Here is a 13,428-nt window from a genome sequence, read left to right as displayed (position 1 = left end):
CTTCGGTCGCTTGTTCGCCATGTGGTTCCTCCGTTTTCTTAACCATAACGGCGGACCACTTCAGAGGGGGAGGATCACTTTATTATCGATCCTTAGCACCGGAAAAAGGACGATCTGGGTGGATTGACTAACAGGGCATTCATTAATGCTACGTGATGCTCCGACGGAATGATCCCCGATCGAACGGATCAAGAGGCGCCCCCTTGTTTCCGAGAGGCCGCATCCTGCGAGGCAGCCTCTCAAGAGCCAGGTCATTTTGCTATCTCAACACCCAGCCTCTCTGCGGCTTCAATGTTGGCCTGCAGATGGTGCTCGAAAGCGGGCAGGACCGCTTTGAAATGCTCCTTCAGCTCGGGCGTATCCGCCTCGGGCAACAGCAGCCCTTCGACCGCCGCAATTGCAGAACGGTGAAAGGCGACTTCATGCGTCAGGTAAGCTGCGTCAAATCCGTCGGGGCCCGCGGCGCGCAAGGTCTCGATTACCTTGTCATGCTCCATGGCCGCTTCGATCCGCGCCGGAGGCAGCACGGGCACGATCCCCAACTCGCTCGCCAACTGGTGGACACCGGCGCGCACACCGGAATGGTCACTCGAGACCATTTTTCCAAGGGCCCGGACCTCTTCCGATTGTCCCATGACTTCGCCCAGAAGAGCGGTTTCGATGTCGAAGCTGTTGACCTGGGAATAGATACCGATGATTTCGGCGTCGCTCAGACCATCCGCAATGGCGCCCGTGCCCGACAGGGCGATTGCCGCCACGGCGATCATTGTCTGCATTTGTTTCAAAGGCATGTTTTTTCTCCTGTCAAAGCCATTTGATGCGCACAGGATTCCATTCCCTCGAATAATAGAGAAATTTTATTTTCTGATCTTTTTATTTGCAGAATCTATAGGATCGCCCCGAGGGTGTCGTTATCCGGTTGGATAGGCGGCTCAATCTTTGCACTCACCCGAGACATGTCCGCACTTACCCCCTGCCTTGAACAAGCTTTGGGACGCGGTTGTGGATGTGATCGTGCAGCGCGACCACATGGGGCGGCATGGCAAGATCGGGCTTCCAGGCCCAATGAAAATCGAAACTTGCGGGAGATCGATCATGTGCCAGGAGCAGGAGCGCGCGGTCCTTCTCAATCGAAAGCTTCGCGGACGGCAGAATGCCCGCGCCGACCCCGATCCCGGTCCATTGCTCGATCACCGGGTAGCTTATCGCGGCCCCCGGATAGGGCGTGAAGTTCTCGGCGTTCTGACCAAACAACCGCTCAAGCGAACGGTTCAAGCCACACCCACCGCCAGTCATGATGATCGGAGCATCCGGTAGCATTGCAATCTCGATGCTGCCTCGGGTCGGAACATCAGCCCCATCGCTTGGGATATAAAACAACGGGTCCGCGTAGAACCGCAGATGGTCCCAGCCGGTTTCCACAATGTCACGAGGCACCACGGCGAGATCTACGGAGCCGCTCGCCAAACGCTCGCCCAGGTCATCAATCAGGCATTCCTTGAAATAGATGGCAACGTCCGGGTTGTCCTGCCTGTAGGGCTGAAGAACATCATTGAGCAGCGCCATGTCCACCAACGGAGACAAGCCGATCCGCAGAATCTTGTGTTCAGGGTGCAGATAGGCTTCACAGGCTTTCTCCATTTCGCTACGCGCATCCAGAACGGCTTCGAGGTAGGGCAGGATGTACCCCCCGAAAGGTGTCAGATCGACCGATCGCGTCGTGCGTTGAAAAATTTTGGCACCGAGTTCCTCTTCCAACTGCACGACCGCATTCGAGAGGGTTGGCTGGGTTGCGTTGCAAATGTCCGCTGCATGGCTGAACGACCCTGTGCGCGCGATTTCACGGATGAACTCAAGTTGCCGGAGCTTCATTTTATTTCCATTTCTTATAAGTATGATAAAGTCTATCAATTTCACTATTAGTCTAGGCACTCCTATCCTTCTCTGCAAGAAAGGAGCAGCCAATGTTCTCGACAGCAAGCACAACTCTACCAACTCTTATCCTTGGGCTGTTCGTTGGGGTTTCCGCCTTGGCCATGGTTGCCAACGAACTTGGGAAACGGAGTGGTTTGTCTATCCCTGCTCGGCTCATGTTGTCGGGCGGATTGGGAATGGGTGTGCTGTCGATCGGCATAAAAGTCGTGATCGTTTCAGTCCTGTCTCAGGTCGACGGCCAGGCTCTGGCTGCGGCCGGGGCGGCGACGAGAGTGGTAATTGATGATCTGCTCCCCGACACCCAACGCGAACCCCACGAAGAAACGGTCAGTGCCCGCCCTTCCGGGTTTCGGACCTGGCGCGCCCTACCCATGGAGCCGCCCCAACCACGCAACAACCGAACCACGCCTGCAAAGATCGAACTCGGCCGGGTGCTGTTTTACGACGAAAACCTCTCGATGGACCGCAGCCTCTCTTGTGCCTCCTGTCACACTCTGGCCGATGGCGGCGACGACAATGCCCAGTTTTCGACCGGTTTCCAGGGGCGGGTCGGCGATCGCAACGCGCCAACCGTGCTGAATGCCGCCTTTCTGCGCCGACTGTTCTGGGACGGGCGCGCCCGCTCGCTCGAACATCAAGCCGAAGAGCCGTTTGTGAACCCGGTGGAAATGGCCATGCCCTCTCTCGCCGCTGTGGAACAGCGCGTGAAGGAAGATCCTGTCTATGGGCCGCTGTTCGACAGGGCCTTTCCGGGCTCGGGCGTGATCAACATTACCCACATCACAAAGGCAATCGCGGCCTACGAAAGAACATTGATTACCCCGGGCACCCCCTATGATCGCTTTATCCGGGGGGATGATACCGCCCTGTCCCCGGCAGCCCTGCGCGGAATGGCCTTGTTCGACGAAATCGGCTGTCGCAACTGCCATATGGATCCGGTTTTTTCGGCAGCGGGGACCGAGAAGACATTGGGCATATATCGCACCTTCCCGGTTTTCCGCGAGAACAATCCGTTCCTGAGCAAATATGGCCTGCTCGTCGACGGAAAGCCCGAGCGTTTCCGCGTCCCCTCGCTGCGTTATGTGGCTCTGACGGCGCCGTATTTTCACAACGGATCTGTTGGCGAACTTGAGGAAGCAATTCGCATCATGGCCGTCTCACAACTCGGACGCACCCTCAGCAGCGATCCTCTGGACGACCTGTATGTGGTCTCACAGGTGGTCGACGACACCACACCGGGTCGAAACACGGCCCTGATCCGGGATCGTGCGTTGAGTGAGCAGGAGGTCTCCGACATCGCCGCGTTTCTTCGCTCTTTGTCTGCAAAGTCCATTCCCGAGTAATGAACCGACTGCAAACCAACGTAGTTTGCAGGTCGTACTCGGGCCGGAAGGCACCACCCTCTACGTCGACGAAGACGGCTTGATAAGGTTCGCAGCCATTTGTCACGCGTGCGGCATCAGGCACTATGGTCTGAGTCTGTTGAAAAACTCTCTGATTTTGGCGGGTCTGTTTGAGCTATCGCTTTGACTTTATTTAGATGTCGAAAGCGTAGCCGTCACTTCAATCAGCAACGGGCACCATGGGCTTAAGCTTTGCGAGTTTCCGGAGGTTCTGAGCGGTGGATGTGAGGGTAAATTCATCTTGGACGCCACATGGGCCTCGTAGTCGGAGCCGTCCGAGGCCGTGGATGCGCTTGAGGTGGGCGAAGAGCATTTCGACCTTTTTTCGTCGCGCCTGAGCCTTGGGGTTGAAGTCTGAGGCGGTGCATTGGCGGGTAAAATCTCTCGGGCCGCCCAGTCTTCGGGATTGCTCGAGTTCTGCTTTTGAACATCGGCGCTGATCAAACTGGCATCCACGGCGAAACCCTGACCTCCAACCAGACCCTCTTCCATGCAGCGCGCGACCGTCGCCTCGAATACATGGCGTAGCAGATCGCTTTCACGGAACCGACCGTGCCGGTTCTTGGAAAAGGTCGAGTGATCCGGGATACGGTCCGTCAGATCAAGGCGGCAAAACCATCGATACGCGAGGTTCAGATGCACCTCTTCGCAGAGCCGGGCAATGCCAGCCGGGTTGCCCGTCCTACAGTTTCGGCTTGTATGCCTCGAGGGTTTCAAGAACCCGGGATCGAGTTTCCGGTGCGTGCTCGAAGAAACGGCTGGCAACATTGTTGGCGGGGAAGCCGGGCCAAGTCCGGTGCATCTCGCCTATTGCTAGACGTGCGGCCTCGCGTTCGCCGTTCGCATAATAGGCCGCGGCGAGCATCATGAGGCTCGGCGCGCTCACGGGTTGGCCGCGTTCGGCCGCCGTGGTGAACGCCTCGATACATGCTTGATAGTCCTGAAGCATGAACTGGGAAGCTCCCCAGATATTGTTAGCGCCGAACCTACCGATTCCAAAGCGGCGGCGTTCCGGGTTGGTGACCTCTGCCGCGAATGTGGGGTCATTTGAAATGAGCGCCGTGATGCCCGCCAGGTCCAGAACGTGGCCGTCTTCCGGCGACAGGTCAACGGCCATTCGGGCTCGACGCAGCGCTTCATCGGTGTTGCCTTCTACCGCAAGTGTCCAGCCCATGGCAGCATTTGCCCAGCCATCAGTTGGGCCGCGTTCCAGGGCTTGTTCTGCCATACTGAGTGCTTCGGCAAGTAGATCGGATGCGCGTGTGGCGTCATTGGACAGATAGGCCAGAAGCGCCAAAACCTGTGCCGCGCCCGCAAATCCACCCGGTAGGTCAGGGTCGAGATCGATGGCGTGCCGGAACGTGGTGAGCGCAATCTCCTGGCGCTTCAGATCGAAGAGCGGGAAGAACATTCCGCGCGCCTGTTCGGCGAGATTGGTCGCCTGCACACTGGCCATGGATCGTTCCCTGAGCGCAGCGAGCTTGGCATTGCTTTTGTCCGTAGCGGTGTGAGTTGCTTCGTGGCGGAGATTTGCCGCAAAGAATCCACCCGTGATCAGCGCAACAGCGAGTACTCCGAGCGCGGCCATCCATCTCCGGGAGGCGGGATGTTCGTCGTTGGGTTCAGCTTTCTTCGGCCTTACCTTTTCGGAGAACGAACCCGGCGTGTGTCCAAATGTCAGTTTAGGCTTGTAGCCGCCTGAGGGGATGAGGATGCGGGCGTCGTCTTCTGATCCCTCGCCCTCATAGTATTCCTGGAGCAACCGCCGCAGGCGCCCGGCCTCGACCCGAACAAGGCTCAGTCCGCCGCCATCGCCGTCTAGTCGCCGCCCGTAGACTTCCACTGCAATGGCTTTGCCACGAATGCGGTCGCCGTGTCCGGAGAGTGTCTCCTCGATGACGTAGGTCAGAAACTGTCTCAAACGCGGCGACGTAGCAAAGACATCGCTCTCAACAACCTTAGTCAACGCTGCGCGCGCCTGATCAACGAACTCAGACGTTAGTTCTTTTTGTTCAGTGCCTTGCGCCACTTCCCGCGCCACCATCTTACGTCCAACTAACCCCAGCTTACCCCAGCTTACTCTGACTGGCGAGTATGCGGGGTTACCCTTGGGTTCAGTGCGCATGCCATCAACCGCCAATCCAGAGGCAACATGACCCTTCGCTGCGATCTACCTGATCTCGCCAATTTGATCTTCGCACTTGCGCTGGATCACCCGTCACTCAGGGGGGCCCTGAAAGACTATGAATTGGCCTGTTCAAGCGAGAAGGATGAAACGTTGAGTCCTGAGTTGCGTGCTGAATGGGCCAATATCCGAAAGGAAATGGTCCGCGAGATTGAACGTCAGACTCGGCGTATTTCCGCTACTCCCGACCAACAGAGGACAATTGAATGACCAAAGACCATCGTGACGACCCGCAGCACCCGAACCAAATCGAGGCCGATCAGCCGCAGGATCCGTCGCGCCGGGACATACTGAAAGGCGTCGGTGTTGGGGCAGTCGTTGCTGGCGGGGTCAGCTTTGGCGGTGCCGCGCAAGCTCATCCGGGCGAAGGACCATTGGGGGAGGCGCTGGTTAATCCCTATGGGGGACGTCCCGCTGGCGGCATCACACTTCCAGAGTATTTCCGTCCGACGAAATACATGACCGGCTCCAACGCCAACTATTTCCCCTTGGCCGAGGAACTCGGCCCTGACGAGATGCGGATTTCCTTTTGCGGTTCGACGCCCTTCCCACCGCGCGAGGATCAGGCCGGCACTTGCATCATGGTCGAGCTCGGAAACGGTAAGCGCTTCTTCTTCGATTTCGGCTCCGGCTGTGTACGCAACATCATCGGCATGCAGGTGCCAGGGCAGTTGATCAACGACATCTTCATCTCCCACCTGCATATCGATCACTACGCCGATATTCCCTACATCTATCCCTTCCGCGCATGGTCTGGCGGCTACACCCCCCTGCGCATTCATGGTCCCTCCGGGCGGACCCCCGAACTTGGAACCCAGGGCATGGTGAACGGGATGAAACAGATGCTGAAATGGCATCTGGAAGCATTCGACGTGTTTCCCATTGGCGACGGTTACGAGATCGAGGTAAACGAGTTCGATTTCCGCAAGGAGGGCGGCATCGTCTATAACGAAGACGGTGTCACGGTCCGCTCCTGGCCGCGCAACCATGCCAAGGACGGCGCCGTGGGGTATCGCCTCGATTGGAACGGCCTCAGCTTCGTCTGGACCGGCGATGGCCGCCCGGATGAACTCAGCCTCGAATACGGCAAAGGCGTCGATGTCTTCGTGACGGAAATGTCCGGGCAGGATATCGGGCAGTTGATGACGTACAAATACGGCCTGCCGCAGGAACTTTTCAACTACACGATCGATACGCATCACAGGTCCCACTATGCCGTCGGCAAGATCATGGCCGAAGCTCGTCCGCGCATTGCGATGGTCACGCACTACACCCAGGACGAGGATATCGACGCCGAGATGCTGGCAGGCATCCGGGCCCATTACGACGGTCTGTTTGCCTGGGGTCTCGACGTCGCCGTCGTCAACGTAACGAAGGACGCGCTCTGGTACCGAAAGGCCGTGCTGCCGGGCAAATCCGGCTCGGTCGCGCCATTCCGAGAACTCGCTAAGCTGGAAGCCGCGGGCAAAATCACGTTGCCGGACGAAATCAAGCCGCCCGCACCACGCCTGACTCGCGCGGACCAGCAGGATCAGAAATACCGGGATATGGAGATCGATCCGAAGGCGTATTATCCGGCGGATGTGTTCCGAGCTCCAGCACCGGATTGGCCGAGCGACTTCACGATCAAGGTCGATGATGTCATCCCGAACCGCAAGAAAAAGTCGGAGTGATCGAATGATCGAGTTCGGTTCGACATCCGCTGTCCCTGTCACCATTCTTACCGGCTTCCTCGGGGCCGGTAAGACGACCCTCCTGAACCGGATCTTGACTGGAAACCACGGCCTGCGCGTCGCTGTCCTGGTCAATGATTTCGGCTCTATCAACGTCGATGCCGACCTCGTGGTCGGTGTCAAAGACGACGTGATGAGCCTCGCGAATGGCTGCGTCTGCTGCTCGATCCGAGATGACCTGATCGAGACGGTCGAAGCGGTGCTCCAACGCCCGGAGCGGCCGGAATACATCCTGCTGGAAGCCAGCGGTGTGTCAGATCCGTCCTCCATCGCCATGGCATTCACAGACCATCGGTTCCGCAACTTGATCCGACTCGACAGCATCATGTGCCTCGTCGATGCCGAACAGGTCTTTGCTTCACCCGAGCAGATGGAACTGAAACTGCGCCAGATTGCATTCTCGGACATGGTGATCCTGAACAAGGTTGACCTTGTGGAGCGCGAGACGGTCCAGAAAGTCCATGACTGGCTGGGATCGCGCTTCCGTTGCTACAGGCTGGTGGAAGCAGTCAACGCGGAGGTGCCGCTTGACATCCTGCTCTCGGTCGGACGCTTTTCCGCCGAGCAACTGGATGCGGAGGTGCCTGACCACGCCCATGGCCCAGGCTGCGGTTGCCCCGAACATGAGCATCACCATAACCACGCGGCGAAGTTCTCGACCACGATGCTACGCTCGGATCTTCCCGTTAATCTCTCCGGCCTGCGAGACGCAATCAAGGGACTGCCCGGTGAGGTCTACCGGGTGAAAGGGTTTGTCTATAGCGAGGAAGACCCGGAGCACCGTATTGTCGTTCAAGTCGTCGGCAAGCGTATCGACATTGCCCGGGACGAGAAGTGGGGAACGCGCAAGCCGGAAACTCGTCTGGTCGCGATCGGTGCGCCCGGGGCCGTTTCGGAAGACACCTTGGGAAGAGTGTTCCTCGAAGTGGCATAAAGGAGACTACTCTTTCCGCGTTTACCTTGCCAAATACCGTCGAAAAGAGCGAACCGGACCTTCGTTGAGATCGCAGCGAATTCACACTTCCCGCCCCTTTAACTGTAAACTCAAAGCAAAGCTTTTTAGTGAAGCGCAAAACATAGGGCCAACACCGAGATGGACCTGTCACGTTTTCGTGCCGCTCCAAGTGCTCGTTTAAGCCACTTTCCGTTCGAAGGCGATCGGGCTTTTCCAGCTCAGTGCTGAGTGCTTTCGACGCGGATTGTAGAACACATTGTTCAGCGTTTGTACCGGGAACTACGCCCCAACGCGACGAGTTCATCAGCGTCCACCATCAAATACGCGGGGGCCGAATGATGCGCGATGAAATGCATATCGAACACGATTGTCTGAAGTCAGCGCCAATGGGACAATTTAGGTCGATTTGATAAGAGAGGGTTTCTGGCACATCGTTGCCACCAAGGAGTGGAGATGAGACAGAAACCCCGAGCCAAGCGGAGCCACGGCGAGAAAGATGCCAAAGACATCCGTTGGCAGTGGAGAAATATGAGCGGCGCAGCAGTGCCAAACCAACCGAGCAGGAGTTGGCCTGACTTCGTGATAAACAGTTGTCGCGATGAGTATCTTCTCGCGCTTTTCGCGTATCGTTTTATTGACGCAACGTCGATTCAGTTGTTGTGGCCATTAAGAAGTTTACGCAAACGTAAGCAGCGATTTGATTTTTCGACTAATCGCTCAAAAAGTGACGTCAGACGGCGTTTTCTTCCCCCTTACGTGTCAGTTTGCAACTCTTACATGCGCTCAGTCGCTGCGGGTTGGCACTCACAGTAAGTGATCCTTGAGCCCTCCTTACCAGCGCGGATCGGATCAGACCCGCAGCGGCTCTATTCAAGTCGTAGTTCCTCTCGCCAGGGCATGGGATGCCGATCAATGCCCGACACGTGCCATTTCTTTTGAAACGCTGGTTCGACTCGCAATAGAACAGGCGCAGTTCGGGACAAGAACTGCGCCTGTTCATGGTCAAACCCGAAAACCGCGCGTTAAGCGGCGACCCACATCTTCAACGGTGCGCGGAAATCCATCAGGTCAAAGCCCTTGTGATCGTCAACCCAACCGCTGATCCGATCTGAAGTCGCACCGACAAAGTCGTTGAACATCGGACAGATCAGACCACCATCATCACGGATCAACGCTGAGGCTTCTGCGTATATTTCCTTGCGCTTCGCATCATCGAGTTCGGCGCGCGCTGCGATGACGATTTGATCGAAACGCTCGTTGAAGAACCGGGTGTCGTTCCAATCCGCTGTGGACAAATATGCTGTGGACAGCATTTGGTCCTGAACCGGACGGCCACCCCAGTAACTGGTGCAGAAAGGTTGCTTGTTCCAAACTTCAGACCAGTAGCCGTCATTGGGCTCGCGCTTCACGTCCAGCGTTATGCCCGCGGCAGCTGCGGACTGCTGGAACAACGCGGCCGCATCCAATGCGCCGGGGAACGAGTTCTCGGACGACCGAAGCGTGACCGGCCCGCTATGACCCGATTTCTTGAAGTGGAACGCTGCCTTGTCCGGGTCGTATTCGCGCTGTTCGAACTCAGTTGCGAGGGGATAAGAGCTGTTGATGGGTGTGTCATTGCCCACAGAGCCGTAGCCGAAGAGGATCTTGTCCACCATTTCCTGACGATTGATGGCGTATTTCAAGGCCATACGCAGATCATGGTTGTCGAACGGCGCGGTATTGACGTGCATGATAAACACGTAATGACCTGCGCCAGACGTAGAGCGCACCGTGATACCGGGCGCGCGGTCAACAAGACGTGCAGTACGGGGCGGCACACGGTCAATCATGTCAACCTGACCAGATTGCAGCGCCGCGACTCGTGCGGTGTTGTCGTTGATGACAATCACTTCGATCGTGCCGGCATGACCAATCGTGTCATCCCAATGGTTGGGGTTGTGTTCAGCCACGAAACGCACACCCATATCGGCGGCTTTCAAAACATAAGGACCGGTGCCAATTGCAGCTGCTGGGTCCTCTTTACCGCCGCCAGGCTGAATGACGAGATGATAATCCGAAAGCAGATATGGAAGGTCCGCATTGGGCGCTTCCAGCTCGACGATGAACAGGTCGCCATCCGTTCGCATATTTGCGATACCGCGCAACAAGCCCAACGCCCCGGATTTGGTCTCTTCGTTCGAGTGTCGGTCAATGGTCTGTAGAACATCCTCGGCAGTGACGGGCTGACCGTTTGAGAAGGTGATGCCGTCTCGTATCTTGAACGTCCACGTTTTTGCGTCGGCAGAAGCCTCAAAGCTTTCTGCGACCTTGGGCTCAAGGCCGCCATCAGGTGCAAGCGTCAAGAGCGTCTCACCCCAAAGGCGGGCGACCATATTAGCGGTTGAGTTTGCGGCGGTCGCAGGATCAAGGCTGTCAGTTGTGCCGCCGCCCTGGATGCCAACGCGAATGGTGCCACCTTTTTGTGGACCAGCGGCTTTGACCGCTGACGACATCGCCAGATTGGCTGTTGCAGCAGCCAGCCCCAAGGCGGACGCCTTCCCAAGAAATTCACGGCGGGGCATTTTGCCAAGCGCTGCCTGTTTTGCCAGATATTTGATATGTTCGTTCATGGTGACTTCCCCGTTGTCGTTTGAGAGCTCAGATTTGATTAGTAGGTTGCAAGTGACACTCCGCCTGCATCCGCAGCTGGCGGAAAGTGTCGTGACAATTTTTCAATGATCTCGTCACGCGTGCTGCGGTATTCTTCTTTGAAGAAGAGATTGACGTGTTCACCCGGATCGTTGCGAAGATCGAACATCTCTCCCCAGTCTGCGTTTTGAGGATAGATTGTGACACGCCATTCGTCTGTCATTACCGTCTGGTTGTAAGTGTCCATGCGCGTGCGTGGGTGATATTCGGCAAAAAACGCGCGACGCCCCGGGCCATCTGCCTGCGTCATCAGGTGAGCGAAAGAGACCCCTTCGGTCGGCTGATGCTCCAGCTCCAAAAAATCCTGCAGGGTCGCGCGCAGATCCAGATGACTTGTTGTCCCGTGACGTTCGCCAGGCTCGATCCCCGGACCTGCAGCGATCAGCGGTACGTGCAAAAGCGATCTGTAGGGGCTGGGGCCTTTTCGGATAAGCCCGTGATCACCCAACAACTCGCCATGATCCGAGGTGAAAATGACAACGGTGTCTTCAAGGAGACCCTGATGCTCCGCCTGTGCCATGATCCGCCCGACGCAAGCGTCAATCATCGAAATCATTCCATTGGTATATGCGATCGCGCGGCGAATTGAATCGTCCGAGAAGTTCGATGTTGTCTGTAAAAAACCCTGTTCTCGCGGTGGCCCCGGATCGCGCAGGAAGTCCACATAGCTTTTACTTTTTTCCTCATCATCGCCTTCGCGCAGGAAAGACGGCATCGCTGACAGCTCATCAGGCACATATGAGGGCATTGGCATGTCCGCCGGATCGTACATGTCGCACCATGGCGCAGGGGGGGAAAAAGGATGGTGCGGATCGGGAAAGGAAGTAAACAGAAAGAACGGGTCTGACCCGTCATTTTCAGTCAGGAACTCGCAGGCCCGATCTGTGATCCAAGAGTTGTAATGCAAGTCGAAAGGGATGGCCGATTTCCAAACTTCGTCAATATCCCCACATTGCGGTTCAAGCGCGTTTTCCGGGAGATAGAGCTCGGCCGCTCCCGGCGCGACAGATTCCAGCCAACGGGCATAATGGCCACCTTTTGTAGCACTAACGGATTCTCCAATCAGAATGTCGACCGCGTCAAACCCGTAAAAGGGGCCGCACCATCCCTCACTTTCCGGTAAGTCCCAAAAGGCGTTTGAATCCGGCATAAGATGCTCTGGCCCGGCCAGAATAGGTTGGAAGTGGAATTTCCCAACCCCATGGGTCTTGTACCCCATGGCCTGAAAGTCATGGGTGATCAGTTTCAGATCCTCAGGCAGGGCAACCCCGTTGCGCGTCAGGCCGTGCGACCTTGCATACTGACCGCTGAACAAAGTGGACCGGCTTGGAGAGCAGATCTGGTGCGGTGTGAAATGCTTGGTAAAGACGGCGCCCCGCTGGGCCAGTGCGTCTATATTCGGTGTCCTGACATGCTTGTTTCCGGTGCAGCCCAGACTGTTCGCGCGTTGCTGGTCCGTCATAATCAAAATGACATTTTTCTTCATTCTTGGCGCTGCCCTCCGAAACAACGGGACAGTACCACAGCGCTTACATTTGAAATAATACTATCTGTTTCGACTGATATTTGTTAATCGAATACCTATGTTCACCCATAACCAACTCAACGTCTTCTCTACGATCATGCAAACCGGGTCGGTTTCCGCTGCTGGTCGCAGGTTGAATCTGTCACAACCCAGCGTCAGCCGGCTTTTGTCGGATCTGGAGCGGGAGTTTGGCGTTCCTTTGTTTCGTCGCCGAAGTAAGGGTGTGACACCGCTCCCCGAAGCGGAAGAATTCTACCAAGAGGTTAAACGCAATTTTTCGGCCCTTGCGAACTTGGACGAGATCGCCTCTCAGATCGCTCGGAAGGATCGCGGGTCCTTGTCAATTGCCACAATAACCGCCGCCTCATTAGACCTCGTGCCTCAGGCCCTAAGACGGCTGAACATAGCGGAAAAGAACATCCGGATCGATTGGCGGGTACGATCTTCAAACTGGATACTGGACTATGCCCGTTTCGGCGCGATGAGAACAGGCTTCGCCTATGTTTCGCGCTCTCTGAAGCAAATGAACGTCCTGTTTGAGGGAAGCTTACCACATATTTGTTTTGTTCCCGAAGGTCATCCTTTAGCCGCAGGTCAGGGGGCGCTGACACTGGAACAGATGGCGCCCTATCAGATCATTGGGCTGCGCAACGAAGTTGAGAGTGCTTTGTCGCTAAGTGACTTGCTAGAGGGTGAGCGCCCACCGGTGACTGTCGAAACATCTTTAGCTGCACTTACTCTTAGCAAATCCTGCGGTGGGTTGCCTCTCGTGGATGCATTTACGGCTTTTCATTGGCTGCAAGGGAACAAAGGACGGCCGCGGATCGTAGAGGGCCTTCCTCTCTATCGGTTTGCGGTCGTTGAACCAATTGGCATCAACGCTTCACAGATAGACAGGGATTTTCAAGATTGCCTGATCCAAGAGATCGAACGCGTTGTTTTGTGGACCAAACAACTCGGCTAAAAAACAAAGCGTTCATTGACGTTCAGACTTCTACGGATAC

Annotated in this window: 10 protein-coding genes and 1 pseudogene; 5 read left to right on the top strand and 6 right to left on the bottom strand. The window is 56.4% G+C overall.

Annotated features, from left to right (window positions below):
• Nucleotides 1-251: 251 nt before the first annotated feature.
• Both AC2FPW_RS20910 and AC2FPW_RS20905 read right to left on the bottom strand, forming a co-directional pair.
• Nucleotides 252-791 carry a DUF4142 domain-containing protein gene (locus AC2FPW_RS20910; RefSeq protein WP_496815235.1) on the bottom strand — a complete coding sequence of 180 codons (540 nt, stop codon included), beginning with the start codon at nt 789-791 and terminating at the stop codon, nt 252-254.
• Nucleotides 792-966: 175 nt separating this feature from the next.
• The gene (locus AC2FPW_RS20905) at nt 967-1,872 is read right to left on the bottom strand and encodes a LysR family transcriptional regulator (RefSeq protein ID WP_496815233.1); all 906 of its coding nucleotides are present in this window, start codon (nt 1,870-1,872) and stop codon (nt 967-969) included.
• Between the two features lie 92 nt (nt 1,873-1,964).
• Between AC2FPW_RS20905 and AC2FPW_RS20900 the strand changes: the two genes are divergently transcribed.
• Nucleotides 1,965-3,278, top strand: a complete 1,314-nt coding sequence (locus tag AC2FPW_RS20900) for a cytochrome-c peroxidase (protein WP_496815232.1) — start codon at nt 1,965-1,967, stop codon at nt 3,276-3,278.
• A gap of 467 nt (nt 3,279-3,745) precedes the next feature.
• Here AC2FPW_RS20900 and AC2FPW_RS20895 read toward each other — a convergent pair.
• Both AC2FPW_RS20895 and AC2FPW_RS20890 read right to left on the bottom strand, forming a co-directional pair.
• Nucleotides 3,746-3,995, bottom strand: a pseudogene (locus tag AC2FPW_RS20895) (transposase); the annotation flags it as partial.
• A 25-nt stretch (nt 3,996-4,020) separates the two neighbouring features.
• The gene (locus AC2FPW_RS20890) at nt 4,021-5,382 is read right to left on the bottom strand and encodes a tetratricopeptide repeat protein (protein ID WP_496815231.1); all 1,362 of its coding nucleotides are present in this window, start codon (nt 5,380-5,382) and stop codon (nt 4,021-4,023) included.
• A gap of 108 nt (nt 5,383-5,490) precedes the next feature.
• On the opposite strand from AC2FPW_RS20890, the gene AC2FPW_RS20885 reads away from it, so the two are divergent.
• From AC2FPW_RS20885 to AC2FPW_RS20875, 3 genes are read left to right on the top strand one after another with little or no spacing between them, the layout of a single operon-like run.
• On the top strand, nt 5,491-5,733 hold the full coding sequence (locus tag AC2FPW_RS20885) for a hypothetical protein (protein ID WP_496815229.1): 243 nt from the start codon (nt 5,491-5,493) through the stop codon (nt 5,731-5,733).
• The gene (gene gntH / locus AC2FPW_RS20880) at nt 5,730-7,196 is read left to right on the top strand and encodes a guanitoxin biosynthesis MBL fold metallo-hydrolase GntH (RefSeq protein ID WP_496815228.1); all 1,467 of its coding nucleotides are present in this window, start codon (nt 5,730-5,732) and stop codon (nt 7,194-7,196) included. Before AC2FPW_RS20885 ends, gntH begins: the two co-directional genes overlap by 4 nt.
• 4 nt (nt 7,197-7,200) lie before the next feature.
• Nucleotides 7,201-8,190 (top strand): CobW family GTP-binding protein, encoded by a 990-nt coding sequence (locus AC2FPW_RS20875; protein WP_496815226.1) that lies wholly within the window; start codon nt 7,201-7,203, stop codon nt 8,188-8,190.
• Between the two features lie 1,043 nt (nt 8,191-9,233).
• Here the strand turns inward: AC2FPW_RS20875 and AC2FPW_RS20870 are convergent.
• Both AC2FPW_RS20870 and AC2FPW_RS20865 read right to left on the bottom strand, forming a co-directional pair.
• Entirely contained in the window at nt 9,234-10,820 is a 1,587-nt protein-coding gene (locus AC2FPW_RS20870; RefSeq protein ID WP_496815224.1) for an ABC transporter substrate-binding protein, read from the bottom strand.
• Nucleotides 10,821-10,858: 38 nt separating this feature from the next.
• On the bottom strand, nt 10,859-12,385 hold the full coding sequence (locus AC2FPW_RS20865) for a sulfatase family protein (protein WP_496815223.1): 1,527 nt from the start codon (nt 12,383-12,385) through the stop codon (nt 10,859-10,861).
• 97 nt (nt 12,386-12,482) lie between these two features.
• Between AC2FPW_RS20865 and AC2FPW_RS20860 the strand changes: the two genes are divergently transcribed.
• Entirely contained in the window at nt 12,483-13,388 is a 906-nt protein-coding gene (locus AC2FPW_RS20860; RefSeq protein ID WP_496815222.1) for a LysR family transcriptional regulator, read from the top strand.
• The last annotated feature ends 40 nt before the right edge of the window (nt 13,389-13,428 follow it).

It is taken from the genome of Ruegeria sp. SATB027 (genome assembly GCF_059613825.1).
Note: the sequence above shows the minus strand (reverse complement) of the source record. Positions and strands in the feature narration are given on the sequence as shown.

What these genes read in the sequence shown, in the direction of transcription:
- AC2FPW_RS20910 (WP_496815235.1), bottom strand. Translation starts at nt 791, where the DNA reads ATGCCTTTGAAACAAATGCAGACAATGATCGCCGTGGCGGCAATCGCC.
- AC2FPW_RS20905 (WP_496815233.1), bottom strand. Translation starts at nt 1,872, where the DNA reads ATGAAGCTCCGGCAACTTGAGTTCATCCGTGAAATCGCGCGCACAGGG.
- AC2FPW_RS20900 (WP_496815232.1), top strand. Translation starts at nt 1,965, where the DNA reads ATGTTCTCGACAGCAAGCACAACTCTACCAACTCTTATCCTTGGGCTG.
- AC2FPW_RS20890 (WP_496815231.1), bottom strand. Translation starts at nt 5,382, where the DNA reads ATGGTGGCGCGGGAAGTGGCGCAAGGCACTGAACAAAAAGAACTAACG.
- AC2FPW_RS20885 (WP_496815229.1), top strand. Translation starts at nt 5,491, where the DNA reads ATGACCCTTCGCTGCGATCTACCTGATCTCGCCAATTTGATCTTCGCA.
- gntH (WP_496815228.1), top strand. Translation starts at nt 5,730, where the DNA reads ATGACCAAAGACCATCGTGACGACCCGCAGCACCCGAACCAAATCGAG.
- AC2FPW_RS20875 (WP_496815226.1), top strand. Translation starts at nt 7,201, where the DNA reads ATGATCGAGTTCGGTTCGACATCCGCTGTCCCTGTCACCATTCTTACC.
- AC2FPW_RS20870 (WP_496815224.1), bottom strand. Translation starts at nt 10,820, where the DNA reads ATGAACGAACATATCAAATATCTGGCAAAACAGGCAGCGCTTGGCAAA.
- AC2FPW_RS20865 (WP_496815223.1), bottom strand. Translation starts at nt 12,385, where the DNA reads ATGAAGAAAAATGTCATTTTGATTATGACGGACCAGCAACGCGCGAAC.
- AC2FPW_RS20860 (WP_496815222.1), top strand. Translation starts at nt 12,483, where the DNA reads ATGTTCACCCATAACCAACTCAACGTCTTCTCTACGATCATGCAAACC.